This is a genomic window from Streptomyces sp. NPDC127177, assembly GCF_042672475.1.
In the GTDB taxonomy this organism is placed as follows: Bacteria; Actinomycetota; Actinomycetes; order Streptomycetales; family Streptomycetaceae; genus Streptomyces.
Genome location: NZ_JBHXUW010000054.1, coordinates 16211 through 41915, shown reverse-complemented (window position 1 = coordinate 41915; position 25705 = coordinate 16211). Strand labels below are relative to the sequence as shown.

Annotated in this window: 23 protein-coding genes; 6 read left to right on the top strand and 17 right to left on the bottom strand. The window is 71.8% G+C overall.

The genetic code is table 11. From position 1 onward, the window contains the following. The first annotated feature begins 87 nt into the window (after positions 1-87). From ACFVJX_RS27995 to ACFVJX_RS27985, 3 genes are read left to right on the top strand one after another with little or no spacing between them, the layout of a single operon-like run. A complete protein-coding gene (locus tag ACFVJX_RS27995) occupies positions 88-1734 on the top strand; it encodes an AMP-binding protein (protein WP_384132024.1) in 1647 nt (548 codons plus the stop codon). A gap of 4 nt (positions 1735-1738) precedes the next feature. Next, positions 1739-2554 carry a PaaX family transcriptional regulator C-terminal domain-containing protein gene (locus ACFVJX_RS27990; RefSeq protein WP_384132027.1) on the top strand — a complete coding sequence of 272 codons (816 nt, stop codon included), beginning with the start codon at positions 1739-1741 and terminating at the stop codon, positions 2552-2554. A 43-nt stretch (positions 2555-2597) separates the two neighbouring features. Further along, positions 2598-3434: a GNAT family N-acetyltransferase gene (locus ACFVJX_RS27985; RefSeq protein ID WP_384132030.1), complete on the top strand. Its 837-nt coding sequence runs from the start codon at positions 2598-2600 to the stop codon at positions 3432-3434. Positions 3435-3487: 53 nt separating this feature from the next. Here the strand turns inward: ACFVJX_RS27985 and ACFVJX_RS27980 are convergent, their stop codons facing one another. Beyond that, on the bottom strand, positions 3488-5803 hold the full coding sequence (locus ACFVJX_RS27980; RefSeq protein ID WP_384132033.1) for a bifunctional salicylyl-CoA 5-hydroxylase/oxidoreductase: 2316 nt from the start codon (positions 5801-5803) through the stop codon (positions 3488-3490). Continuing rightward, complete coding sequence (locus tag ACFVJX_RS27975) at positions 5788-6615, bottom strand: enoyl-CoA hydratase family protein (RefSeq protein WP_384132035.1); 828 nt, start codon at positions 6613-6615, stop codon at positions 5788-5790. The genes ACFVJX_RS27980 and ACFVJX_RS27975 overlap by 16 nt, the downstream gene beginning before the upstream one ends. Positions 6616-6839: 224 nt before the next feature. On the opposite strand from ACFVJX_RS27975, the gene ACFVJX_RS27970 reads away from it, so the two are divergent. Then, positions 6840-7274 carry an ATP-binding protein gene (locus ACFVJX_RS27970; RefSeq protein WP_384132126.1) on the top strand — a complete coding sequence of 145 codons (435 nt, stop codon included), beginning with the start codon at positions 6840-6842 and terminating at the stop codon, positions 7272-7274. Between the two features lie 13 nt (positions 7275-7287). On the opposite strand, the gene ACFVJX_RS27965 is transcribed toward ACFVJX_RS27970, so the two are convergent. Next, the gene (locus ACFVJX_RS27965; RefSeq protein WP_384132038.1) at positions 7288-8715 is read right to left on the bottom strand and encodes an amino acid permease; all 1428 of its coding nucleotides are present in this window, start codon (positions 8713-8715) and stop codon (positions 7288-7290) included. 179 nt (positions 8716-8894) lie between these two features. Next, positions 8895-9899 carry an ornithine carbamoyltransferase gene (gene argF, locus ACFVJX_RS27960; RefSeq protein WP_384132040.1) on the bottom strand — a complete coding sequence of 335 codons (1005 nt, stop codon included), beginning with the start codon at positions 9897-9899 and terminating at the stop codon, positions 8895-8897. A gap of 158 nt (positions 9900-10057) precedes the next feature. Between argF and ACFVJX_RS27955 the strand changes: the two genes are divergently transcribed. Beyond that, on the top strand, positions 10058-10669 hold the full coding sequence (locus ACFVJX_RS27955; RefSeq protein WP_384132043.1) for a TetR family transcriptional regulator: 612 nt from the start codon (positions 10058-10060) through the stop codon (positions 10667-10669). Positions 10670-10785: 116 nt separating this feature from the next. After that, entirely contained in the window at positions 10786-12294 is a 1509-nt protein-coding gene (locus tag ACFVJX_RS27950) for an FAD-dependent monooxygenase (RefSeq protein ID WP_384132045.1), read from the top strand. A gap of 10 nt (positions 12295-12304) precedes the next feature. Here the strand turns inward: ACFVJX_RS27950 and ACFVJX_RS27945 are convergent, their stop codons facing one another. From ACFVJX_RS27945 to ACFVJX_RS27885, 13 genes are all read right to left on the bottom strand, one after another. Then, the gene (locus ACFVJX_RS27945) at positions 12305-13537 is read right to left on the bottom strand and encodes an arginine deiminase (protein WP_384132048.1); all 1233 of its coding nucleotides are present in this window, start codon (positions 13535-13537) and stop codon (positions 12305-12307) included. Positions 13538-13760: 223 nt separating this feature from the next. Next, on the bottom strand, positions 13761-16331 hold the full coding sequence (locus tag ACFVJX_RS27940) for a polynucleotide kinase-phosphatase (RefSeq protein WP_384132051.1): 2571 nt from the start codon (positions 16329-16331) through the stop codon (positions 13761-13763). Next, entirely contained in the window at positions 16328-17803 is a 1476-nt protein-coding gene (locus tag ACFVJX_RS27935) for a 3' terminal RNA ribose 2'-O-methyltransferase Hen1 (RefSeq protein WP_384132053.1), read from the bottom strand. Before ACFVJX_RS27935 ends, ACFVJX_RS27940 begins: the two co-directional genes overlap by 4 nt. Before the next feature lie 47 nt (positions 17804-17850). Next, a complete protein-coding gene (mmuM, locus tag ACFVJX_RS27930) occupies positions 17851-18837 on the bottom strand; it encodes a homocysteine S-methyltransferase (protein ID WP_384132056.1) in 987 nt (328 codons plus the stop codon). Positions 18838-18967: 130 nt separating this feature from the next. After that, the gene (locus ACFVJX_RS27925) at positions 18968-19891 is read right to left on the bottom strand and encodes an LLM class F420-dependent oxidoreductase (protein WP_384132059.1); all 924 of its coding nucleotides are present in this window, start codon (positions 19889-19891) and stop codon (positions 18968-18970) included. A 97-nt stretch (positions 19892-19988) separates the two neighbouring features. Then, positions 19989-20525 carry a DUF6099 family protein gene (locus tag ACFVJX_RS27920; RefSeq protein ID WP_384132062.1) on the bottom strand — a complete coding sequence of 179 codons (537 nt, stop codon included), beginning with the start codon at positions 20523-20525 and terminating at the stop codon, positions 19989-19991. A 125-nt stretch (positions 20526-20650) separates the two neighbouring features. After that, positions 20651-21010: a nucleotide pyrophosphohydrolase gene (locus tag ACFVJX_RS27915; RefSeq protein ID WP_384132064.1), complete on the bottom strand. Its 360-nt coding sequence runs from the start codon at positions 21008-21010 to the stop codon at positions 20651-20653. 181 nt (positions 21011-21191) lie between these two features. Further along, entirely contained in the window at positions 21192-21611 is a 420-nt protein-coding gene (locus tag ACFVJX_RS27910; protein WP_384195313.1) for a cell division protein SepF, read from the bottom strand. Positions 21612-21694: 83 nt separating this feature from the next. Beyond that, on the bottom strand, positions 21695-22969 hold the full coding sequence (locus ACFVJX_RS27905) for a cytochrome P450 (RefSeq protein ID WP_384132070.1): 1275 nt from the start codon (positions 22967-22969) through the stop codon (positions 21695-21697). After that, positions 22966-23580, bottom strand: a complete 615-nt coding sequence (locus ACFVJX_RS27900) for an ATP/GTP-binding protein (protein WP_384132072.1) — start codon at positions 23578-23580, stop codon at positions 22966-22968. The genes ACFVJX_RS27905 and ACFVJX_RS27900 overlap by 4 nt, the downstream gene beginning before the upstream one ends. Then, complete coding sequence (locus tag ACFVJX_RS27895) at positions 23558-23911, bottom strand: DUF742 domain-containing protein (RefSeq protein ID WP_384132074.1); 354 nt, start codon at positions 23909-23911, stop codon at positions 23558-23560. Before ACFVJX_RS27895 ends, ACFVJX_RS27900 begins: the two co-directional genes overlap by 23 nt. After that, positions 23908-24333, bottom strand: coding sequence for a roadblock/LC7 domain-containing protein (locus tag ACFVJX_RS27890; protein ID WP_384132077.1), 426 nt, complete (start codon positions 24331-24333; stop codon positions 23908-23910). Before ACFVJX_RS27890 ends, ACFVJX_RS27895 begins: the two co-directional genes overlap by 4 nt. Then, positions 24330-25691 carry an ATP-binding protein gene (locus ACFVJX_RS27885; protein ID WP_384132080.1) on the bottom strand — a complete coding sequence of 454 codons (1362 nt, stop codon included), beginning with the start codon at positions 25689-25691 and terminating at the stop codon, positions 24330-24332. Before ACFVJX_RS27885 ends, ACFVJX_RS27890 begins: the two co-directional genes overlap by 4 nt. Positions 25692-25705: the final 14 nt, after the last annotated feature.

Genomic DNA, 25705 nt, shown 5'->3' with positions numbered 1-25705 from the left:
CCTTGCCTCGTCACCCGTTTTATCGCGGACAGTTGACTACCGTCACCCAAACGATACGCTCCAGAGGCGACAAGGGGGCGATCCGTAATGGACCCGAAGACCTCAGCGCACATCGACAGCTTTGCCAGGGAACATCTGCCACCCGCCGACCAGTGGCCGGAACTGGTCTTCGACCTGCCCGAGCTGCACTATCCGGACCGGCTGAACTGCGCCGTCGAACTACTGGACCGCACGGCGGACCGTTTCGGACCCGAGCGGCCCGCCTTCCGTACGCCGGACGGCGCGGTGATCGGCTACGGGGAGCTGCGCGACCGGGTCGACAGCATCGCCCACGTCCTCACCTCGGACCTGGGCGTCGTCCCCGGAAACCGCGTGCTGCTGCGCGGCCCCACCACACCCCATCTGGCCGCATGCTGGCTGGCGGTGCTGAAGGCGGGCGCGATCGCCGTCACCGTACTGGCCCAGCAGCGGGCCACCGAACTCGCCACGATCTGCTCGATCGCCCGGATCAGCCACGCGCTGTGCGACGCCCGCTCGGTCGAGGACCTGGCGAAGGCAGAGGTCCCGGGGCTGCGCATCACCGCGTTCGGCGGCGACGCCCCGGACGATCTGCTGCGCCTGGCGGACGGCCGGCCGGGCCCCTACCGGGCCGTGGACACCGCGTCGGACGATGTCGCGCTGATCGCGTTCACCTCGGGGACCACCGGCCGCCCCAAGGGCTGCATGCATCTGCACCGCGATGTGCTCGCCATCGCCGACACCTTCTCGCGGCACGTCCTGCGGCCGGTGCCCGACGACGTGTTCGCCGGCAGCCCGCCACTCGGCTTCACCTTCGGGCTCGGCGGCCTCGTGGTCTTCCCGCTGCGGGCCGGCGCCTCGGCGCTGCTGCTGGAACAGGCCGGGCCCAAGCAGCTGCTCCCGGCCCTCGCCGCCCACCACGTCTCGGTGCTGTTCACCGCGCCCACCGCCTACCGGGTGATGCTCGACCAGCTCGACGGGCACGACCTCTCCGCGTTGCGGCGCTGTGTGTCGGCGGGCGAGAACCTGCCCGTGGCGACCTGGCAGTCCTGGTACGAGCGGACCGGCCTGCGGATCATCAACGGCATCGGCGCCACCGAGCTGCTGCACATCTTCGTCTCCGCCGCCGACGAGGCGATCCGCCCCGGCACCACCGGCGTCCCGGTCCCCGGCTGGCAGGCCCGGGTGGTGGACCGGGACGGCACACCGGTGCCGGACGGTGAGCCGGGACTGCTCGCCGTGCGCGGGCCGGTCGGCTGCCGGTACCTCGCCGACGAACGGCAGCGCGAGTACGTACGGCACGGCTGGAACGTCACGGGCGACACCTATGTGCGCGACCCGGACGGCTACTTCCGCTACGTCGCACGCGCCGACGACATGATCATCTCCTCCGGCTACAACATCGCGGGCCCCGAGGTCGAAGACGCCCTGCTGCGCCATCCCGAGGTGGCGGAGGCCGCGGTGGTGGGCCGAGAGGACGAGCTGCGCGGCCGGATCGTGGCGGCGTACGTGGTCGTGCGGGAGGGCTCCACGCTGTCGGCCGACGCACTGCGCGCCTTCATGCGGACGGAGCTGGCCCCGCACAAATGCCCCCGCCTCATCACCTTCCTGCCCGCACTCCCCCGTACCGCCACCGGCAAACTGCAGCGGTTCAGGCTCCGCGAGGACGAGGAGACCGAAGACGGTGCGGGCGCGGGCTCCGCGGGCCGAGAATGATCACATGGCCGAAACGCATGCTCCCCGCTCGCTGATCGTCACCCTCTACGGCGCCTACGGCCGGACCCCCGGCGACACCCCGCTCCCGGTCGCCGAACTCGTCAGGCTGCTGGGTGCCGTCGGCGTGGAGCCTCCCGCCGTGCGGTCATCCGTCTCCCGGCTCAAGCGGCGCGGGCTGCTCGTCGCGGCGCGCACGGCGCAGGGAGCGGCCGGGTACGCGCTGTCGGCCGACGCCCGTCAGCTGCTCGACGACGGCGACCGGCGGATCTACCGGCATCCGGCCCCCCGGCTCGGCGACGGCTGGGTCCTCGCGGTGTTCTCCGTGCCGGAGGCCGAGCGCCACAAGCGGCACCTGCTGCGCTCCCGGCTGTCCCGGCTGGGCTTCGGCACGGCGGCCCCCGGCGTCTGGATCGCTCCGGCGGCCCTGTACGACGAGACCCGGCACACCCTGGAGCGGCTCGGACTCGCCCCGTACGTCGAGCTGTTCCGGGCAGATCATCTGGGTTTCGCCGCCACCGCGGAGTCGGTCGGGCGCTGGTGGGACCTGGAGGCCGTCGCCCGGCTGCACCGCGATTTCCTTCAGCGCCACGAACCGGTGCTGCGGGACTGGGAGTCGCGGGGCGAGGCCGCACCCGATCCGGAGCACGCCTACCGGGACTACCTGACCGCGCTGGACTCCTGGCGGCAGGTGCCGTACGCGGACCCGGGGCTGCCGCCGGAACTGCTGCCGCGACAGTGGCCGGGCGGCCGGTCGGCGGAGGTGTTCGGGCTGCTGCACGAACGGCTGCGGGACGCGGGGGCGGCGTTCGTACGCGGATAAACCGGCTGCCCCGGCGGCGGAGCGCCGGGCAGAATGCGGGGGCATGACATGGACCTTCACCGACGACGTCGACGTCTTCCTCGACGCGGCCGGTGCCTCGCTGGCCGCGCGGCCGGCCGAGAGCACGGTCGTGCTGACCGTCACCGCGGCCCTGCGCCGCCACGGCCCGAACGCGTACGGCGACCACGATCCGGTGATGGGCTGGTGGCGCGGTGCCGACGGCGAGGTCGCGGGCACCGTACTCCAGACGCCGCCCTACCCCGCGACGTTGAACGCCCTCGCCCCGGAGGCCGTTGCTCCGTTGATGGCGGCCCGCCGGCTCACTCGTGTGAACGCGGACCGGGCCACGGCACGGGCGGTGGCGGCCCACTGGCCGGGGCACCGTGTCGACGAGGAACAGCGGCTGTACCGGCTGGGCGAGCTGATCCCGCCGTCACCCGCTCCCGGCGGCCGGGCGAGGGCCGCGACGCCTGCGGACCGGGAGCTGCTGCTGCGCTGGTACGCCGCGTTCGCCATGGACATCGGGGGCACGGCCGGTCACGGCGCACGTCATGGGCGGACGGTCGACGAGCGGACGGCGGAAGGCCGGCTGACGCTCTGGGAGAACGGGGGTGTCCCCGTGTCGATGGCGGGCATCTCGCCGCGGCTCGCAGGCACGGCGCGCGTCGCTCCCGTCTACACCCCGCCCGAACACCGCGGCCGGGGCTACGCGGCGGCGGTGACCGCGGAGGTCAGCCGCGCGGCCGGGGAGGCGGGCGCGGACGAGGTGCTGCTCTTCACGGACCTGGCGAACCCGACCAGCAACGGTGTGTACACCCGGATCGGCTTTCGGGCCGTCTCCGACCGGCTGCTCATCAGCGCGCAGACCGACGGTGGATGAGGCGCGACGAGGCGCCCGAGCCGGTCCGGCCGGGGTGCACGAGTGGCTGCCGCTCAGCCCAGGGTGAGCCGCGGTTTCGGGGCGTCGGTGCGGCCCGTCGGCGGGGTGCGGCTGCCCGCACGGTACGGGAGCGGCCAGGGCGCGCCGGCTCCCGCGTAGCCCTGTTCGGCCGCGGCGTGCAGCGTCCAGTGCGGGTCGTACAGGTGGGGGCGGGCCAGGGCACAGAGGTCGGCGCGGCCCGCCAGCAGCAGTGAGTTGACGTCGTCCCAGGAGGAGATCGCACCGACGGCGATGACGGGCACGCACAGGGTGTTGCGGATCCGGTCGGCGTACGGGGTCTGGTAGGAGCGCCCGTACTCGGGCCGTTCACCGGGGACGACCTGCCCGGTGGAGACGTCGATGGCGTCGGCGCCGTGCGCGACGAACGCCCGGGCGATCTCGACGGCGTCCTCGGCCGTGGTGCCGCCTTCGGCCCAGTCCGTGGCGGAGATCCGGACGGTCATCGGCCGGTCATCGGGCCACCGCTCACGGACCGCGTCGAAGACCTCCAGCGGGAAGCGCAGCCGGTTCTCCAGCGTTCCGCCGTACCGGTCGGTGCGGCGGTTGGTGAGCGGGGAGAGGAAGCCGGAGAGCAGATAGCCGTGGGCACAGTGGAGTTCGATGAGGTCGAATCCGCAGGCGTCGGCGCGGCGGGCGGCGTCCGTGAACTGCCGGCGCACCGCGTCGAGACCGGCGTCGTCCAGTGCGTGCGGGACCTGGCTGACGCCCGGTGCGTACGGGATCGGGGAGGCGGCAGCCAGGGGCCAGTTGTCCGCGTCGAGCGGCTCGTCGATGCCGTCCCACATGAGCCTGGTGGAGCCCTTGCGACCGGAGTGACCGAGCTGGAGGCCGATGGCGGTGCCGGGTGATCCGGTGTGCACGAAGTCGGTGACGCGGGCCCAGGCGGCGGCCTGTTCGTCGGTGTAGAGGCCGGTGCAGCCGGGGGTGATGCGGCCCTCGGGGCTCACGCAGACCATTTCCGTCATGACGAGCCCGGCCCCGCCGAGTGCCCTGGCCCCGAGGTGGACGAGGTGGAAGTCGCCGGGGACTCCGTCGGCCGCCGAGTACATGTCCATGGGCGAGACGACGACGCGGTTGCGCAGTTCCAGTCCGCGCAGCCGCAGCGGGGTGAACATCGGCGGGGTGCCGGGCGGGCAGCCGAACTCCTCCTCGACGGCCGCGGCGAACCCGGCGTCGCGCAGTCGCAGGTTGTCGTGGGTGACGCGGCGGCTGCGGGTGAGGAGGTTGAACGCGAACTGGCGGGGCGGCTGGTCGACGTACGTGCCCAGCTCCTCGAACCAGCGCAGGCTGGCCGCCGCGGCACGCTGCGTCGATTCGACGACCGGACGGCGCTCGTTCTCGTACGCGGCGAGGGCGGCGGGCAGGCCGGGCTGTTCCTCGATGCAGGCGGCGAGCGCGAGGGCGTCCTCGACGGCGAGTTTGGTGCCGGAGCCGATGGAGAAGTGCGCGGTGTGGGCGGCATCGCCGATGAGGACGGTGTTGCCGTGCGACCAGTGGTCGTTGACGACGGTGCCGAAGGTGAGCCAGGAGGAGTTGTTGGAGCGCAGCGGCCGGCCGCCGAGCGCGCCGGCGAAGATCCCGGCGCACTGGCGGACCGACTCCGCCGGGTCGCAGGTGTCGAACCCGGCTGCCCGCCAGACCTCTTCGCGCATCTCCACGATGACGGTGGAGGCGTCCGGGGAGAAGGGGTAGCCGTGCAGCTGCATCACGCCGTGGGCGGTCTCGGCGGTCTCGAAGCGGAAGGCGTCCAGGGCGAAGTCGGCGGCCAGCCAGATGTAGCGGCAGCGGTGGGCGCTGATGCGCGGGCCGAAGCTGTCGGCGTGCGCGGTACGGGTGGGGCTGTGTACGCCGTCGGCGGCGACCACCAGGTCGTACGAGGCGGCGAGTTCGGCGGCGGGAGGGGCCTGTTCGCGGAAGCGGAGCCGTACGCCGAGGGAAGCGCAGCGTTCGTGCAGGATCTCCAGGAGGCGGCGCCTGCCGAGTGCGGCGAATCCGTGGCCGCCGGAGGTCTGGGTGTGGCCGCGGTGGACGATGTCTATGTCGTCCCACCTGACGAACTCCTTCTGGAGTGCGCGGTGGACGACGGGGTCGGCGTGCTCGATGCCGCCGAGGGTCTCGTCGGAGAGGACGACGCCGAAGCCGAAGGTGTCGTCGGGGGCATTGCGCTCCCAGAGGGTGATCTCGCGCGCCGGGTCCAGCCGCTTGAGCAGCGCCGCGGCGTAGAGCCCGCCGGGGCCGCCGCCGATGACGGCGATGCGGCGCGGTACGGCGGGCCCCCCTGCGGCAGGGGCTGTCACCGGCCTTGCCATTTCGGCGGGCGCTTCTCGGTGAACGCGGCGTGGAACTCGGCGTAGTCCTCGCCGTGCATCAGCAGGGCCTGGGTGGCGGCGTCCATCTCCACGGCTGCGGCCAGCGGCATGTCGAGTTCGGCGGTGAGCAGCGCCTTGGTCTGCGCGAGGGCGAGGGCGGGGCCGTCCGCGAGGCGGCGGGCGAGCTCCGCGGCCCGCTCGCCGGCGTTTCCCTCCTCGGTCAGCTCGCTGATCAGCCCGATGCGTTCCGCCTCGGGCGCGCGGACGGGGTCGCCGAGCATCAGCAGCCGGGTGGCGTGGCCGAGGCCCACCACCCGGGGCAGCAGATAGGCCGCGCCCATGTCGCCGCCGGAGAGCCCGACCCGGGTGAAGAGGAAGGCGAACCGGGCCGTCGGGTCGGCGATCCGGAAGTCGGCGGCCAGTGCGAGGACGGCGCCCGCTCCCGCGACGGCCCCGTGCACGGCCGCGACGACGGGGAAGGGGCATTCCCGCAGGGCCCGTACCACCTGGCCGGTCATCCGGTTGAAGTCCAGCAGCTGGGCGGTGTCCATGGCGAGGGTGGCGCCGATGATCTCGTCCACATCGCCGCCGGAGCAGAAGCCACGCCCCTCCCCCGCCAGCACCAGCGCCCGCACGGAACGCTCCCTGGACAGCTCGGCCAGCAGATCGCGCAGGTCGGCGTAGGCGCCGAAGGTCAGCGCGTTGAGTTTCTCGGGGCGGGCGAGGGTGACGGTGGCGACACCGTCACGCGTGGTGACCCGGAGATGGCGCCAGTTCTCCGTGTGCGGTGCGGAGCTGGGAAACGGGCTCATGGAGGGTGGTCCCCTTCAGCCGTCGGGCTGCTACCTGCCACGAATTTATCACTCGTACGTGACTCTCGTCACGAGTACGCGATAAGCGGAGCGTAAGGCCATAGTGACGAACGTCCCCTTCCTACCGGTCGACAGGCCCTTGTCCGAGCTGTGGGGCTTCGTATGGTTGAAACCATGAAGCGGTGCGTTCCATGAACGCCTCTCTCAGCGAACGGAAATCCGCCGTGTCCCCCGATGTTCCCGCCCCCGCCTCCTGGCGGGTCGCACTGCCGCACTCGGCTGCGGCCGTGCCGATCGCCCGTGCGCTGATCCGCACGGCGCTGGCGGACCTCGACTCCCCCGCCGACAGCGACACCGCCGAGCTGCTCACCGCGGAACTGGTCGCCAACGCGGTCGAGCACACCCCCGGGGACGAGCCGATCGAGCTGGTGGTGGAGCTGCTGGCGAACGGCTGCCAGGTGGAGGTGCACGACCACGACCCCGCCCCGCCCGGCGACCTCTCCCGCCCCGGGCCGGGCAGCGAGCCGGACCCGTGGCAGGAGCACGGCCGGGGTCTGCTGCTGATCCGCACCCTCAGCTCGTCCTGCGGCCACCGCACGACGGAACGCGGCAAGGCCGTGTGGTTCACCCTGCCCTCGCCCGCCCGCCCGGTGGACTGACCCGGGCTACAGGTCAGCGGGCTCCGCTCCCGGCCAGCCGGGAGCGGCCGCGCCCGTAGCAGGCGTACAGCAGGGCCCCGGCCGCCAGGAACACCGCGAACTGCGCCCAGGTCGCCCAGCCGGTGCCGTACATGAGATAGACGCAGAATCCGACGCCGAGCACCGGGCCGACGGGGTGGAGCGGGATCCTGAAGGAGCCCCTCACCTCGGGGTTGCGGTGACGCAGCACGATCACCGCGACATTGACGGCGACCATGGTGGCGAGCGTCCCGATGGTCGTCAGGTTCACCACCACGTCGAGGGACGAGAAGGCGGCAGGTACGGCGAAGACGGTGGCCACGATCCAGGTGTTGGCGACCGGCGTCGAGGTACGCGGCGAGACCCGCTCGAAGACCCGCGGCACCAGCCCGTCGCGCGACATCGACATCAGGATGCGGGTCTGTCCGTACATCACCGCGAGGACGACCGAGGCGATGGCGACGATCGCCCCGAAGGCGATGATCGCGCCGCCGATCGTGGAGTCGGTGACCTGGTTGACGATGAGCGAGAGCGCAGCCGGTCTGTCGGAGACGGCGTCCGGGCCGAGGGCTCCGATGGCGGCGAGCGCGACGGCGCAGTAGAGCAGCGTGACCAGGCCGATGCAGATCATGATCGCCAGCGGGATGTTCCGCCGGGGGTTCCTGACCTCCTCGCCCGCGGTCGTGATGGCGTCGAAGCCGATGTACGAGAAGAACGCGAGCGACGCCCCCGCGGTGACGCCGGCCGCGCCGTGGGCCGCGAACGGGGTGAGGTTGCCGTGCTCGAAGGCGGTGAAGGCGATGGCGCAGAACATGACCAGGACGGTGATCTTGAGGACGGCCATCGCGGCCGTGGCCCCGGCGCTCTCCCGGATGCCCCGCACGAGCAGGGTGGCGGCCATCATGACCACGACGACCGCGGGCAGATTGACCACGCCGCCGTCGCCGGGCCCGGAGGAGAGCGCGGCGGGCAGCTGCCGTCCGAGGAGGCTGTCGAGCAGTTCGTTGACGTACTGGCTCCAGCCGACCGCCACGGCGGAGACCGAGACGCCGTACTCCAGGAGCAGGCACCAGCCGACGAGGAAGGCGACGCGTTCGCCGAGGGTGGCGTAGGCGAAGGAGTACGAGCTGCCGGAGACCGGGATCGCGCTGCCCAGCTCGGCGAAGGAGAACGCGGTGAAGATGCAGGTGATCGCCGCGAGGACGAAGGACAGCACGACGGCGGGACCGGCCTTGGCGACACTGTCGGAGAGGCCGACGAAGATGCCGGTACCGACGACGGCGCCGACTCCGAAGCACACCAGCTGGAAGAGCCCCATGGTGCGCTTGAGGCCGTGCCCCTCCAGGTCGGCTCCCGACTCGGCGATCAACTGGTGGGGGTCCTTGACGCGGTGCGGCGGGCCGGGCAGGCGCAGGGGGCTCACGGGACTGTTCTCATCTCTGGTGGCACACGTGGGGGGCGCGTCCCGGCGGCGTGGGGGCCGGTGGGACACACGAAAATGGGGTTCGAGCGTGCGAGCTCGAACCCCACCAACAGGCACCATGATAGGCGCCGGTGCGCATGTTCACCCAATTGGTCGCATGAACATGCGGTTTGCCCGGGTCAGTGCCCGGCCAGGGATGCCACAAGTACCGCCTTGATGGTGTGCATCCGGTTCTCCGCCTCGTCGAATACGACCGAGTGGGCGGACTCGAACACCTCGTCACTGACCTCCAGCTCGCTCAGGCCGTGCCGGGCGTGGATCTCCCTGCCGACCTTGGTGCCGAGGTCGTGGTAGGCGGGGAGGCAGTGCAGGAACTTCACGTCGGCGTTCCCGGTGGCCCGCAGGACGTCCATGGTGACGGCGTACGGCGCGAGGGCGGTGATGCGCTCGTCCCAGACCTCCTTGGGCTCGCCCATCGAGACCCAGACGTCGGTGGCGACGAAGTCGGCGCCCCGCACCCCCTCGGCGATGTCCTCGGTGAGGGTGACGGTCGCCCCGCTCACCCCGGCGAGCCTGCGGGCCTCGGCGACGATGCCGTTGGCCGGCCAGTAGGCCTTCGGCGCGACGATCCGCACGTCCATCCCGAGCAGGGCGCCGGTGACCAGGTAGGAGTTGCCCATGTTGAACCGGGCGTCACCGAGGTAGGCGAAGGCGATCCGCTCCAGCGGCTTCGTGCTGTGCTCGGTCATCGTGAGGAAGTCGGCGAGCATCTGGGTCGGGTGCCAGTCGTCGGAGAGCCCGTTGAACACGGGGACCCCGGCGTACGCGGCCAGCTCCTCGACGGCCGCCTGGCTGTCGCCGCGGTACTCGATCCCGTCGAACATCCGGCCGAGGACCCGCGCGGTGTCCTTCACCGACTCCTTGTGGCCCATCTGGGAGCCGGTCGGGTCCAGGTAGGTCGTCGACGCCCCCTGGTCGGCAGCGGCCACCTCGAAAGCACACCGGGTACGGGTCGAGGTCTTCTCGAAGATCAGCGCGATGTTCCGGCCCCGCAGCCGCTGCACCTCGGCCCCCGCCTTCTTCGCGGCCTTCAGCTCCGCGGCCAGCTCGATCAGGCCGCGGAACTCCTCGGCCGTGAAGTCCAGCTCCTTGATGAAGTGGCGGCCTTCGAGGTCTATGGCCATGGTGACTGCTCCTGGGTCGGGCGGGGGGACGCATACGGTAACTCTGGAAGTGTATACGACACATTGCATCGCTATACAGGCGTCATGGGGCGCGGCGGGTTGAAAGTTGCGTGGCGCGAATATTTGCGCACCACGCACTATCTGTTAGCCTGAACGGCATGAGCGGTCTTCGGAAACGGAAGAAGGAAGCCACGCGCGCGGCGCTGAGCTGGGCCGCGATCCGGCTCACCGTGGAGCGCGGGCTGAGCGCGGTCAAGGTCGAGGACATCGCGGCGGCGGTCGGCGTGTCCCCGCGCACCTACAACAACTACTTCTCCAGCAAGGCCGAAGCGATCGCGTTCCGCCACCTCGAGCGCTCGTTGCGGCTCGCGGCCGAGCTGCGTCACGGACCGCCCGGTGAGCCCCTGTGGGAAGCGATCACCCGGGCGGCGCTTCGACAGCTGGAGCCCGGCCCCGAGGTGGAGCACATGCCGCCCCAGGGGCCCGAGGAGTGGGCGGCCGGCCTTCAGGTGATGCTGGCCGAACCCGCGCTGGAGGCCGAGATGCTGCGGGCCGGCAGGACCGCGGAGAAGGAGCTCGCCGCAGCCGTCGCCGACCGCATGGGCATGGATCCCGCGTCCGAGCTCTACCCCAACCTGGTGGCCGCGAGCGTGATGGCCGCGAACAACGTCGCCATCGATCTGTTCGTACGAGGCGGCACGGGCGAGTCGATGGAGACCCTGCTGCTCCGGGCGCTGCGCATGGTGGCCGCGGGGCTCCCCACTCCGTAAGCCGCTCGGCCCCACCCCGCATCGGGGCTGCCACGCGCAGCCCCCGCTCCCCCATGCCCCGAACAGGCCCACCACGGTCCGAAAAAGTCCGCCATTGCCCCAGAAGGAGAATTGTCATGCTTGATGTGGTTATCGTCGGCGGTGGTCCGAACGGGCTGATGCTCGCCTGCGAGCTGGCACTGTCCGGGGTGCGCCCGGTCGTACTGGAGCGGCTCGCCGGCCCGAAGACCGAGCCCCGGGCGAACGGCCTGGTCGGTCAGGTGGTGCGCATGCTCGACCGCCGGGGCCTCTACACCCGCCTCAGCGGGTCCGCCGAGCCGCCCCTGCCCGCTCCCCGCTACATGTTCGGCGCGTTCACGCTCGACCTCACAGCGCTCGGCGACAACCCCGTGAGGCTGCTCCCGGTACCGCAGGAGCAGATCGAAAGGACCCTCACCGAACGCGCTCTGGAACTCGGCGTCGACCTTCGCCGGGGACAGGAGGTGACCGGTCTGCGCCAGGACGGCGATGTCGTCCGGATCTCCCTCTCCGACGGCGGGACGCTCACCGCCCGATACCTGGTCGGGGCGGACGGGGGGCACAGCGTCGTGCGCCGCCTGTCCGGCATCGGCTTCCCGGGAGTGACGACCGACGACTTCGTCAGTCGCTCCGCGAACGTGTCCGTGTCGGACGAGCACCTGAGCCCGGACCAGGAGCTGATCGTCCCCGGTTACGGCAGCCTTCCGCCGGCCCTGTACGTGCGCACGGAGCGCGGCACGATCGTGTGGGCGCTGCTGCCCGGCCGGCCGCCCGCACTTCACACCACCGAGACCGGTGTGCCCGGCGAGCACACCGCCCCGATGACCTTCGGGGAGATGATGGCGAGCGCCGAACGCGTGCTGGGCGTCCCGGTGCCCGTGGGGCAGCCGGAGGGAGAAGGACCGCATCTGCTTCGACGGCTCGTCGGCGGCAACACGCGACTGGCGGAGCGCTACCGGGACCGGCGGGTCCTGCTCCTGGGCGACGCGGCCCATGTGCACTCGGCGATCGGCGGCCCCGGCCTCAACCTCGGCCTGCAGGACGCGGTCAACCTCGGCTGGAAGCTGGCCGCCACAGTGCGGGGGTGGGCCCCCGACGGGCTGCTCGACACCTACGACGAGGAACGCCGGCCGGTCGCGGAACGCGTCGTGGCCTCGACCCTGTCCCAGTCGGCGCTGATGCGGCCCGGACCTGAGGTCAGTGCCCTGCGGACCGTCTTCGGCGAACTGCTCGCATCGCCCGGTGGCACCGAACGCATAGCCCACCTCCTCGCCGGAACCACCGAGGGCTTCGTGCCCGACCTCGTGGTGCACACCGGTGCGGGAGTCCGTCGGCTGGCCGACCTGACGACCGCCGCCCGGCCCTTGCTGCTGGACCTGTCCGGCGACTTCGCCGGGGCCGCGGAGCCCTGGCACGACCGGGTCGACGTCGTGAGCGGCAAGGCCGAGGGCACGAGCGCGGCCGGCCTGCTGCTTCGTCCAGACAGCCACATCGCGTGGACCGGGCACGGACCGGACGACATCGGCGGTCTGCGGGCCGCACTGCACCAGTGGTTCGGCGCGCCGACGGTCGGCACCCGTGCACCGGAGCCGGCCGCCGGCCGCTGACCCCGGCCGGCTACACCGGATCGCGGACCACGGGGCAGCTCATGCAGCGGGGGCCGCCCCGGCCGCGGCCCAGTTCGCTGCCGCGGATCTCGATGACCTCGATGCCCTCCTTGCGCAGGTGGGTGTTGGTCGTGGCGTTGCGTTCGTAGGCGACGACGACGCCCGGTTCGACGGCCAGGACGTTGCACCCGTCGTCCCACTGCTCACGCTCGGCCGCATGCACGTCCTGGACGGCGGTGAGCACCCGGATCGAGTCCAGCCCCAGCGCCTCGGCGATGGCGCGGTGCATGTGCTCGGGCGGATGGTCGGTGACCTTGAGGTCACGCGGGCCGTCGCCCGGCTCGATGGTGTAGGAGCGGAGCATGCCCAGGCCCGCGTACTTGGTGAAGGTGTCCCCGTCGACCATCGTCATCACCGTGTCGAGGTGCATGAAAGCCCGGCTCTTGGGCATGTCGAGCGCCACGATCGTCCGGGCCGACCCGGCGTCGAAGAGTCCGCGTGCCAGCATCTCCACCGCCTGCGGTGTGGTGCGCTCACTCATCCCGATGAGCACGGCGCCGCGGCCGATGACCAGGACGTCGCCGCCCTCGATGGTGGAGGGGTAGTCGTCCTGCCCCTGCGACCAGTGGTGGAACGCGCCCGCCTCCGGTCCGGTGAAGAGCGGGTGGTGGCGGTAGATCGCCTCGAAGTGGACGGTCTCGCGCTGCCGGGCCGGCCAGCGCATGGCGTTGATGGAGACGCCGTCGTAGATCCAGGCCGAGGTGTCACGGGTGAAGAGGTGGTTCGGCAGCGGCCCGAGGAGGAAGTCGTCCAGGTCCATGACGTGGAATCGGACCGAGGTCGGCTCGCGGAACCGCTCCAGGAACTCCCGTTTGGTCATCCCGCCGACCAGCGCCTCGCAGAGTTCGGTGGCGTCCAGCTCCTCGAAGGCCGCCCGCAGGTGCTCGGTGGCGAGCGGACCGTACTCCTTCTCCGCGAAGACCCGGTCCAGCACCAGCCGCCGGGCCACCGGGATCTCCAGCGACTCGCGCAGCAGATCCCCGAAGAGGTGGACATCCACGCCGCGGTCGCGGAGCACGTCCGCGAAGCCGTCGTGCTCCTGGCGGGCCCTGCGCACCCAGAGCACGTCGTCGAAGAGCAGCGCGTCCTTGTTGCTCGGGGTGAGCCGTTTCAGTTCCAGATCGGGGCGGTGCAGGATGACGCGGCGCAGCCGCCCGGCCTCGGAGTCGACATGGAATCCCATGCCCACATCCTCACCGCCCGGAGCACCGTTCACCCGGCGAACCGCCAAACGGAAAGCGCCCAAGGGCTGTCCCGTAAGCCCTGGTGGATCAGCGCGCGGCGTCAGGTGCGGTGCATTGCAAGGCGGAGGGACGTCCGCATACTGGATGCATTCGGGCGTTCCGGCAAAGCGGCGCGGCGCCGTAGCCGGCGTCGCGCGCCCGCCGGGGATCACGGGACAGCCCTTAGAGCCGCGGGTCCACCGGTTCCGACTCCAGCGCCAGCACCGCGAACACCGCCTCATGGACGCGCCACAGCGGCTCGCCCCCGGCCAGCCGGTCCAGCGCTTCGAGGCCCAGGGCGTACTCGCGCAGGGCGAGCGAACGCTTGTGGCCGAGGGACCTGCCGCGCAGCCGCTCCAGGTTCTCCGGGCGGGTGTACTCGGGTCCGTAGATGATCCGCAGGTACTCCCGGCCGCGCACCTTGATGCCGGGCTGGACCAGCCGGCCCCTGCCGTCCCTGACGAACGCGCCGAGCGGCTTGACGACCATGCCCTCACCGCCGCGGCCGGTCATCTCCCGCCACCAGTCGATGCCGGAGCGGACCGATGCCTCGTCGGCGGTGTCGACGACGAGCCGCCTGGTGACCTGGAGGAGACCCGTGGGGTCGTGCTCCACCAGCCGGTCCAGCCAGGCCAGCTGCTCGTCATGGGGTACGGCGGCGAGCGAGCGGCCCTGTACGGCGAGGATCTGGAACGGTGCGAGGCGCACCCCGTCGAGCCCCTCGGTGCTCCAGCAGTAGCGGCGGTAGGCCTCGGTGAACGCGGCGGCGTCCTCGGCCCGGCCGCGCTGCCGGTCCGCGAGCTCGCCGACGTCGATGCCGCGCCGCGCCGCTGCCGCGAGGGCCGCACCGGCCGCGGGGAAGACGGCGCCCGAGGCGGCGCCGACCGCCGCGTACTGCGAGCGGAGCAGTCCGGCCGCCTTGAGGGACCAGGGCATCAGCTCGGCGTCGAGCAGTACCCAGTCGGTCTCCCACTCCTCCCAAAGCCCTGCGGCGGTGACCGCCGTACGCAGCCGGCCGAGGACGGCCTCGGTCAGCGAGGGGTCGTCCAGGAACGGGCGTCCGGTACGGGTGTGCAGGGCACCCGTCGGGGCGCCCTCGCCGGTGTCGCCGGTCCCGAGGCGTTCCCGTGCCACGTCCGCGTCCCGGCAGACCAGGGCCACCGCGCGGGAGCCCATGTGCTTCTCCTCGCACACGACCCGTTCCACGCCGTCCGCCCGGTACTGCGCGAACGCCTCGGCCGGGTGCTCCAGGTAGCCCTCCTCCTTCGAGGTGGCCGTCGGCGCCATGGTCGGCGGGAGGTAGGCGAGCAGCCGGGGATCGACGGCGAACCGGCTCATGACCTCCAGCGCCGCCGCCGCGTTCTCCTCGCGTACCGAGATCCGGCCCATGTGCCGGGTCTCCACGACCCGGCGGCCCCGCACGTCGGCGAGGTCGAGCGGACGGCCCTCGTGGCCGCCGGGCGCCTCGGTGACCAGCGGCTTCACCGGCTCGTACCAGACCTGCTCGGCCGGTACGTCGACGAGCTCGCGCTCCGGCCAGCGCAGCGCGGTCATCCGTCCGCCGAAGACCGCGCCGGTGTCCAGGCAGATGGTGTTGTTGATCCAGGAGGTGGTGGGGACGGGGGTGTGGCCGTAGACGACCGCGGCGCTCCCCCGGTAGTCCTCCGCCCACGGGTAGCGCACCGGCAGGCCGAACTCGTCGGTCTCACCGGTGGTGTCGCCGTACAGCGCGTGCGAACGCACCCGTCCGGAGGTGCGTCCGTGGTACTTCTCGGGCAGTCCTGCGTGGCAGACGACCAGCTTGCCGCCGTCCAGCACGTAGTGGCTGACGAGCCCGTCGATGAACTCCCTGACCCGCTGCCGGAACTCCGGGTCGTCGGCGTCCTCGCGCTCCAACTGCTCGACGGTCTCGGCGAGTCCGTGGGTCTGCTGGACCTTGCGGCCCTTGAGGTAGCGGCCGAGCTTGTTCTCGTGGTTGCCGGGCACGCACAGTGCGTTGCCGTCCGCCACCATCGACATGACCCGGCGCAGCACCCCGGGGCTGTCGGGGCCGCGGTCGACGAGGTCGCCGACGAAGACGGCGGTGCGCCCATCGGGATGCGCCCCGTCCGTGTAGCCGAGCTTGCCGAGCAGGGTCTCCAGCTCGGCGCTGCAGCCATGGATGTCGCCGATGATGTCGAAGGGGCCGGTGAGGTGGCGGAGGTCGTTATAGCGGCGCTCCCGCACCACTTCGGCGTGCTCGGCCTCCTCCTCGGTGCGCAGGATGTGGACCTTGCGGAATCCCTCGCGCTCCAGGCCGCGCAGCGATCGGTGCAGCTCGCGGCGGTGGCGCTGGACGACGTGGCGGGACATTCCGGCCCGGTCGGGACGGTCCGCGTTCCGTGCGAGGCAGACGTCTTCGGGCAGGTCGAGCACGATCGCGATGGGCAGTACGTCGTGCTCCCGGGCCAGCCGTACCAACTGGCGGCGGCTCTCGGGCTGGACACTGGTGGCGTCGACGACTGTCAGCCGTCCGGCGGCCAGGCGCTTGCCCGCGACGTAGTGGAGGACGTCGAAGGCGTCCCGGCTGGCGCTCTGGTCGTTCTCGTCGTCGGCGACCAGGCCCCGGCAGAAGTCCGAGGAGATGACCTCGGTCGGTTCGAAGTGCCGGTGGGCGAAGGTGGACTTGCCCGATCCGCTCGCCCCGATGAGGACCACGAGCGAGAGGTCGGTCACCGGCAGGGTGCGCGTGGTGCTGTCCGGGGTGCTGCTCATGCGGCTTTCGCCTCCTTCTCGGTTCCGTCTGCCGCGGTCATGGTGAACACGGCCATCTGCGTGGGTGGTCCCACCTCGGGGTCGTCGGGTCCTACGGGCAGGAACTCCACCCGGTATCCGTGCCGGCCGGCCACTTCACCCGCCCAGTTCCGGAATTCGGCCCGGTTCCATTCGAAGCGGTGGTCGCCGTGGCGGGCGTGCCCGGCCGGGAGCGTCTCCCAGCGGACGTTGTACTCGACGTTCGGCGTGGTCACCAGCACGGTGCGGGGGCGGGCGGAGCCGAACACGGCGTACTCGAGCGCGGGCAGCCGCGGCAGGTCGAGGTGCTCGATGACCTCGCTCAGCACAGCCGCGTCATACCCTTTGAGCCGCTTGTCGGTGTACGTGAGCGAGCCCTGCCACAGCGCCACGCGCGAGGCCTGTCGCTCGCCCATCCGGTCGAGCTTCAGCCTGCGCGAGGCGATGGTGAGGGCGCGCATCGACACGTCGACACCGACGATCTCCGTGAAGCGCACGTCCTTCAGCAGCGCCTGCACCAACTGGCCCTGGCCACAGCCCAGGTCCAGCACCCGGCTCGCGCCCGCGGCGCTCAGCGCGGCCAGGACCGCGGTGCGCCGCTGCTCGGCGAGCGGCACGGGCCGCTCCTCGGTGTCGGCCGTCTCGTCGACCGCGTTGTCGATGCTCTCGACGTCGAGGTCGTCCGATTCGGCGAGCCGCACCAGTTCGAGCCGCTCCATCGCCTGCCGGGTCAGACCCCATCGACGGGCCAGATACCGGCTGGTGATCAGCTTCTGCTCGGGGTGATCGGCCAGCCAGCCCTCACCGGCGCGCAGCAGCTTGTCGACCTCGTCGGGCGAGACCCAGTAGTGCTTGGCGTCGTCGAGCACCGGCAGCAGGACATACAGCTGACGCAGCGCGTCCGACAGCCTCAGCTCCCCCTCCAGCACCAGCCGTACATAGCGCGAGTCACCCCATTCGGGGAACTGCCCGTCCAGCGGAACCGCCTCCGCATCCACCCGCGACCAGCCGAGCGGCCCGAAGAGCTTGCGCACCAGTTCGGCACCACCACGGGCCGGCAGGGCGGGCACTTCGATCCGCAGCGGCAGCGGCCGAGCGGCCCGTTCGGGCATCGCCCGGCAGGTGCCGCTCAGGGCGGACTTGAAGACGGTGCTCATGGCGACGGACAGCAGCGAGGACGCCGCGTAGGGGCGGTCGTTGACGTACTGGGCGAGCGCCGCGTCCGGGGCACCGCCCCGGCCCTTGCCCTTGCCCCGCCGCACCAGCGCCACGGGGTCCACCTCCAGCAGGAGCGCCGCCGTGCAGCGCTCGGCGGACGCCTCGGGATAGAAGACGTGTGCGGTGCCGTGGGATGTGGAGTACGTCTGCGCCTTTTCGGGATGCTTGTGCAGCAGGAATCCGAGGTCGGTGGCGGGACGCTCCGGGGTGCCGGTGGTACTGATCGTCAGGAACACACGTCCGAGTATGGTGCGCTTCCCTCCCCCTCACCAGGCAATTTCACTCACTCCGCCTCCGCTTCCGTTCCCCCTCCTTCCGCGTCGGCGGCCGCCGACGCCCCGAGCAACGCGGCCAGCTCCGCGATGGTGTCCGGGCCGACCCGGCAGCAGCCTCCGACCAACCGCGCACCGGCGGCCCGCCAGGCCGGGGCCCTGCCTGGATCGAACGTGGCGCCCCCAGCCCATCCCCGCCGCCCGGCATCCCACCGCTCACCGCTGTTCGGATAGACGACGACCGGCTTGCCGCTCGCCTCCGCCGCCGTGCGGACCGCCGCGTCCGCGTCGGCCGGGTCGCAGCAGTTCACCCCTGCCGCGATCACCCGGTCGTCCCCGGCGGCCAGACCGAACGCCTCCTCCAGCGGCTGCCCCGCGCGCGTCTGCCCGCCCGCCACGGTGAAGGAGAGCCAGACCGGCAGCCCGCACTCCTGCGCTACCCGCAGCAGTGCCTGTGCCTCGCCGGTGTCCGGCACCGTCTCCAGCGCCAGCACATCGGGCCCGGCGGCGGCCAGCGCCTCGATCCTGGGCCGGTGGAAGCGTTCCAGCTCACGGACCGAGAGCCCGTAGCGGCCCCGGTACTCCGAGCCGTCCGCCATCACCGCCCCGTAGGGCCCGACCGAGGCGGCGACCCACACATCCCGCCGCACCGAGCCGGCCGCCCGGCGGGCCAGCTCCACACTGCGGGCGAACAGCGCGGCCGACTCGGCCCGCCCGGCCCCGCGCCGCCCGAACCCTTCGAAACTCGCCTGATAACTGGCGGTGATGAGCACCTGCGCCCCCGCCCGCACATACGCCGTGTGCGCCGCCACGATCTGCTCGGGCCCGTCGGCGAGCAGCCGGGCGGACCACAACGCGTCGGACAGATCGCAGCCCTGCGCCTCCAGTTGGTTGGAGAGGCCGCCGTCGAGCAGGACCGTGTCCGCCGCCAGGGCCTGCGCCAGCGGGCGGGACGGTGTCCCGGCGAAGGGCGGTTCGCATTCGCGGGCGGGCCGCACAACTGCTCCTCACTGCCCGGATGAACGAGGTGAACGAGGTGAACGAAACGAGGCAGCCGGGCGGACCGCGGACCGGGCGGACCGGGCGGACCGGGCGGACCGAATAGCCTGCCGGGCGGGCCGGCCTGTCTCAGGTCAGCTGGGACTGGACCTGGGACGAGATCAGCTCCAGGTGCCCCAGGTCATCGAGATCCAGCACCTGGAGGTAGATCCTGGACGACCCGATCTCCTCGAACCGGCCGATCTTGTCCACCACTTCGGCGGGCGAACCCGCCAGCCCGTTCGCCTTGAGCTCCGCGACGTCCCGTCCGATGACGGCGGCCCGGCGCGCCACCTCGGCGTCGTCCTTACCCACGCAGACGATCAGGGCGTTGGAGTACACCAGGTCGTCCGGCGCCCGGCCCTCCGCCTCGGCAGCCGCCCTGACCCGGCCGAACTGCTGCTCGGTGTCCTCGAGCGAGGCGAAGGGGATGTTGAACTCGTCGGCGTACTTGGCGGCGAGCCGCGGGGTGCGCTTCGCGCCGTGCCCCCCGACCAGGACCGGCACCTTGGCCTGCGCCGGCTTGGGCAGCGCGGGCGAGTCGGTGAGCTGGTAGTGCGTACCGTCATAGCTGAACGTCTTGCCGACCTCGGTCGACCACAGGCCGGTGATGATCGCCAGCTGCTCCTCCAGCCGGCCGAACTTCTCCTGCGGGAACGGAATGCCGTAGGCCTTGTGCTCGTCCTCGAACCAGCCTGCGCCCAGGCCAAGTTCGACGCGGCCACCGGACATCTGGTCTACCTGTGCCACCTGGATGGCGAGCACGCCCGGAAGGCGGAACGTCCCCGCAGTCATCAGTGTGCCGAGGCGGATCCGCTTGGTCTCGCGCGCCAGCCCGGCGAGCGTGATCCAGGCGTCCGTCGGGCCGGGGAGCCCGTCCCCCTGGCCCATGCGCAGATAGTGGTCGGAACGGTAGAAGGCGTCGAAGCCGAGGTCCTCGGTCGCCTTGGCGACGGTGAGCAGGGTGTCGTAGCTCGCCCCTTGCTGGGGCTCGGTGAAGATTCGAAGATCCATGCCTCCATCCTGCACCCACGGACACCGCTCGTCCGTCTCCCGCTCCCTTTTCGCCACAGAGGTGTCCGAGGCGCCCCGCATCCGGGACGCCGGTCGCTCAGGGCCGGCCGACGGCCGGACCTGACGGTCCGTGGAGCACGCCGTGGGGGCCGTCCCGCTCCCGGCTCCGCTCCAGATCCTGCTGCCGCTCACGGTCCCGCTCGTCGAGCAGCCGGAGCATTCCGCGCACCCGGTCCGTCGACTCGTCGGCGGCGTCGATCGCTTCCATGCACTGCCAGTACAGGCTCTGTTCGTCCGTCTCGCACGCCACCCCGACCAGGGCTATCCCGACTTCCCCGAGCAGCGCTCCCAGGCCGGTCAGCGCCGCACGCGGATCGGCGACCTCGGAGAGCTGGGCCGCCCTGGCCACCGAGGCCCGCGCCGCCGGGTGGTCGAGCGCCCCGTTGCTTCTTCCGCCGATCTCGCTGAGGCCCGCCGCCTCGCCCCGTAACTCCTTGGGTCCGCTCGCCGCCAGCCGGCTTCCGACCGCCTGGGCCAGGGCCTGGGCCTGCCAGGCCTCGGCGATGATGTCCGGCGTGCCCCGGCTCTGCGCCAGAGCCCGCCTGATGACCGCTACCAGCCGCTCCGCTTCCATACGTTGCCCCCGTTCGATACGAAAACCCGCTCACCCCTTCCATTACCCACAGTGAAGGCGGCGGTACCGAAAGGCCAGGGGATTTCGGAAATCTGTGGACACCTTGCCGACTGTGAATAAATCGATCACTCCGAAGAGTGACAATTCCCGGTCTTGTCACCCTTAGTGGCCGGGAAGCGGACCTCGTTCCGCTCGATCTTGGCGGCCAGCGCCGCCAGGGCGTCGATGCCCAGCACCTCGCAGAACTGCAGCAGATAGGCGAGGACGTCGGCGACCTCGTCCGACACCCGGCGCGCGGTCCCGGGATCCTCCATCACCCGGGCCGACTGTTCCGGCGTCAGCCACTGGAAGATCTCCATGAGTTCGGACGCCTCGACGCTGAGCGCCGAGGCCAGGTTCTTAGGGGTGTGGTACTGCTCCCAGTCACGGGCGGCCGCGAATGCGGCGAGCCGTCGTTGCAGGGCGGGTACGTCGAGTTCTGTCACGGTCCCAGGTCTACCACCGAGGCTCCGGCCGCCCCCGCGGGCCCTGGGGCGTCGTCCCGCTCCGCCGCCGTCGCCGTAGCGGACCCGTCGCCCGCGACACCGGGCCGGACCGGCACAACGCCCGCCCCACCGGCCGGAATACCGGCGGTGCGGACGAGCCCGTGCCTGCCCCCCCGAACTCCTAGGCCCCGGGCACTCCCGCGGCCGTCACGCCCTCGACCTCCATGCCGATGGGCGACAGCAGGAAGACGTTCCGGTCCACCCGGTGCATTCCGCTGCCCAGTCCGAAGACGACGCCGCTGGTGAAGTCCAGGATCCGCTTGGCCACATCGGACTCGGCACTCGTCAGGTCGAGCAGCACCGGAATCTGTGCGACCAGGTACTCGGCGACCTCGCGTGCGTCAGCGAAGATCTGGACCCGCAGCACCACCATGCGCCGCTGCTCGGCGCTCTCCCGCTCCTCGGGGACCGTGCGGTGGTCCACCCGGGAGGGCCACTCGTTGCGATTGCGCAGCGGTACGACCTGGGCCAGTCCCTCCCACTGCTCGTCCGTGACGTCATACCTGTCGTACCTGCTCACCGGACCACCCCGTCTGTGCATCGGTTGGCGTTGCGCCGGCTGCGCTCACTGTTCATCGGGCAATTCTCTCGCCCCTCACCCGTTCGGCCTACCAGCGACACGGCTCAGGAGCTGATCGACACCGTCGAAGTGCTGCCGGGCGCGTCGGCGGAGCGCGCTTCCGGGTCCGCGATCACCGTGGTGTCCAGCGGTGTGAAACGTACCGGAAGATGCGCCAGCGCCCGGTGGAACGGACCGGGCCGCCACAGCAGTTCGCTGACCGGAACAGCCAGTTCGGCATCGCACAGCTGACTGGTGAGCTGCTCGATCGCGGTCATCGCGATGAGCAGTGCCGGCTGCTTCGCGGGGCACCGGTGCGGCCCGGCCGACCAGGCGAGGTGGGCGCTGGCGCCGGAGCGGGCCCCGGTCTCCGGGGCGGCCGGTACGGACTGGGTGTTCGCGGCGCCGAAGGAGACCAGGACCAGCTGCCCGGCGTGCAGCCTGACGCCGTGGAACTCGGTGTCGTGGCGCGGGTAGTGCGCGGCCAGGTTGGCCAGCGGCGGGTCCTGCCACAGGACCTCGTTGATCGCCTCGTGGGCGGTCATCGCTCCCCCGTGCAGCGAGCCCGCGTACCGCTCGTCGGTGAGCATGTGCAGGGTCGCGTTGCCGATCAGGTTGGTGGTGGGGTCGTGGCCCGCGCTCATCACCAGGGTGATCTGGCGCACGGTCTCGTCGTTGTCGAGCCGGGCCGGGTGGGCGAGGAAGTACGAGGTCAGATCGCGGCGCGGCCGGGCACGCCGGTCGGCGACGAGCCGGGTGACGACCTCGACGAGGTCGGCGTACGCCGCGGCTGCGTCCCGGGCCGAGTTCATCATGCCGCCGACGCCGTCGACGATCCGTTCGCCGTCCTCGGGTGCGACCCCGAACCAGGTGGTGAACACGTGCAGCGGGAGCCGTCCGGCGTACTGGGCGATGAGGTCGCCGGTGCCGGTGGCGGCGAACTCCCCGATGAGCTGCTGGGCGACCCTGGCCACGTCCGCGCGCAGAACGTGCGGTTCGATCAGGGCCAGACTGTCGTTGATGGCCTCGCGGTAGCGGGCGTGCTCGTCGCCGTCGCTGAACAGCGCGGTGGGGCGGTGGCCGAGCACGGGCAGCACGGGTGAGTCCTGCGGGATGGTCTCCTGCCAGGCGCGGGGGTCCTTGCTGAAGGTGTGGGTGTCGCGCAGCAGGTCGACGGCGGCCTGGTAGTCGGTCACCAGCATCGCCTCGACACCGGGCGCGATCCGCACGGGCGCCAGCGGGCCGTGTTCGCGCAGCCTGCGGTAGTGGCCGCGCGGGTCGGCCGCGAAGTCGGGGCCGTACAGCGCGAGGGGCTGCGGCGGCTGTGCGTACCGGGTCATGACAGGTCCTCGGATTGCGGCAGTCGGGTCAGCACGTGTTCGGCCAGTGCGATCAGGGCGTCGATGCTGCCGCGGCGTTCCCGGGCGTCGCACTGGATCAGCGGGGTCGCGGGGTCGAGGTCGAGGTGTGCGCGCAGGACCTCGTCGCTGTGGGCGGGCGCGTCGGGGAAGCGGTTGACAGCGACGGCGTACGGCAGCCCCTGTTCCTCCACCATGTCCATGACCGCGAAGGAGTCGCCGAGCCGCCGGGTGTCCACCAGGACGAGGGCGCCCAGCGCACCGCGCGCGATGTCCTCCCACAGCGGCAGGAACCGCTCCTGGCCGGGCGTGCCGAACATGTAGAGCACCAGGTCGTCCGGGACGGTGAGCCGTCCGAAGTCGATGGCGACGGTGGTCGTGGTCTTCTCGGGGAGTCCGGCGGTGTCGTCGAGCAGGGTGCTGGACTGGGTCATCGCCTCCTCGGTGTGGAGTGTGGCGATCTCCGAGAGCGTACGGATCAGGGTCGTCTTGCCCACGCCGAAGGGACCCGTGACGACGAGCTTCATCAGGGTCCGGGCGGCAGCCGGCAGATAGCCGACGCCGGTCCGGTCAGTGGAGGGAGCGGAGTCCAACGAGCAGCCTCTCGACGAGCGACCGGTCGATGTCCCCGGCACTGGGTATCGGCGGTCGGGTGAGCAGAAGTCCGGCGGCCGCGAGGTCCGTGGCCAGGAAGACGGTGGCGCTGACCGGCAGCTCCAGATGGGCCGCGCACTCGACGACGCTGAGGGCGCCCGGTTCCAGCAGCTCGCACAGCCTGCGCTGTTCCGAGCCGGTGTCCGGGGGCAGGGCGGTATCGGTGCGTACGAGCACGGCGAGCCGGTCGAGCGCGGGGCCGGCGGGCCGGGGCCGGCCGCCGGTGACCAGATAGGCGGGGATCAGCCGGCGTCCCGGTCCGGAGCTCATGGCCGGGCGGCGGTGTCCGGTTGGCGGGCGGGCGCGTGCATCGCCCGGGTCAACGCGGTGACCTGCACCTGCATCTGGTAGGCGATGTCACCCAGTTTGGCGCCGGGTTCGGCGAACAGGGCGAGTGTGGTGTTGTTCCCCGCAGGTACGACGACGGCGAAGCCGAGGTCGGACTCCACGACGGTCTGGGCCAGTCGTGGGGCCTCGACATCGGTGAACGCGGTGGTGAAGGCGCGTGCGGCGGCGTGCAGGGTGGCGGTCATCGCGGCGACCCGTTCGCCGGATGCCCGGTCGAGGCCTGGTGAGGCGCCCTCTATGAGGCCGTCACCGGTGGCGACCACCGCGTGCTGGACTCCGGGCAGCTCCAGCAGCGGGGTCAGCACCCATGCGAGGTCACCGGTGGTGGGGCTGGGGGCGCTCACGTCTCGTCGTCTCCTTGGTCGTCCTGGTCGCCCAGGGGGTCGTGGCCGTCCGAATCCGGTGCGGGGGCCCGCTCGGCGACGCTCCTTCCGTTGAGGGTGCCCTGCTGGAGGGCCGCCCAGGAAGACTCGGCCTGCTCCGGTGTACGGGACACCTGTCCGGCGGCCGGGGCCGCGGCGGGGGCAGTGGACGCGGCCGTGGCCGCTCGGGGGGCGCGCCGCCGTCTGCTGGGCAGGCCCGTCGGCGTCGCGGTGGCGGCCTCCAGTGGGTCCTGCGCGGGGGCTGTGTGCTCGGCCGGGGCCGACTGCGCGGGTACGGGCGCAGGCGCCAGGGCGGAGAGCGTCCGGTCCTCCTTCAGCACGGTCAGCAGATGGGCGGGGACGCGCAGGATCGTCCGCATGCCGCCGAACGGTGAGGCCTCGATGTGGCAGTGGAAGCCGTACTGCACCACGAGCCGGCCGACGACCGCGAAGCCGGTCTGCGGCGGGTCGCCCAGCTCGGTCAGGAGCACCTCCGCGGGTCCCGCCAGGAGTGCGCGGGCCCGTTCGAGCGCGTCCTCGTCCATGCCGATTCCGGCGTCGTCGACGACCAGGAACGCGCCTCGGCCTCCGTGCTGCTGGAGCGTCACCGTGACGTCGGTGTCGGGGTGCGAGTACGCGGTGGCGTTGGCGAGCAGCTCGGCGAGCGCGATCGCGAGGGGTTCGGCGGCCCTGGCCGCGAGGGCGAGCCGCTCCTCGCGCAGGTGGTTGGCCACCTTGATCCGCTCGTAGCCCGCGACCCGGGACTGGGCGCCGAGCACGATCTCGACGAGTGGTGAGTTCTGCCGGGCGAGGCCGGGCCAGGCGTCGCACAGCACGGCGGTGGACTGGGTCCGGCGCAGCGCCAGTTCGTTGCGGAAGTCCAGTTGCAGGATGCGCGGGTCGTCGTACTCGTGCTGGAGCTCGTGCAGCAGTTGCTGGGACTGGTTGAGCAGTGACTGGATCTTGGCCGAGGTGCCGCGCATCGCCGCCCTGGCCGCGGCGTCCACGCGCTGCCGTTCCTCGATGACGGCGGTCCGGGCGGCCTGCACGGCCTCGGTGAGCAGCCGGGCGGATTCGCCGTCCACCTCGGCCGCCTCGCGCAGTCCTGGGACCTGGGCGCTGGGGTGGGAGAGGGCGACCGCGGCGGCCGGGATCCGCCGGTGGGCCAGTTGCCGGATCTCGTCGACGAGGGCAGCGGTGCGGGCCTCGGCGGCCTTCAGCTGCCGTTCGCACAGCTCTGCGTGGGCCACCGCGTGCTGTTCGGCGCGGGCGGACTCGTACGAGCGGACCGCGGCCACCACGGCGGCCGCGATGGCGATCACCGCCAGGATCCATCCCATGCCTTACCGCTTCT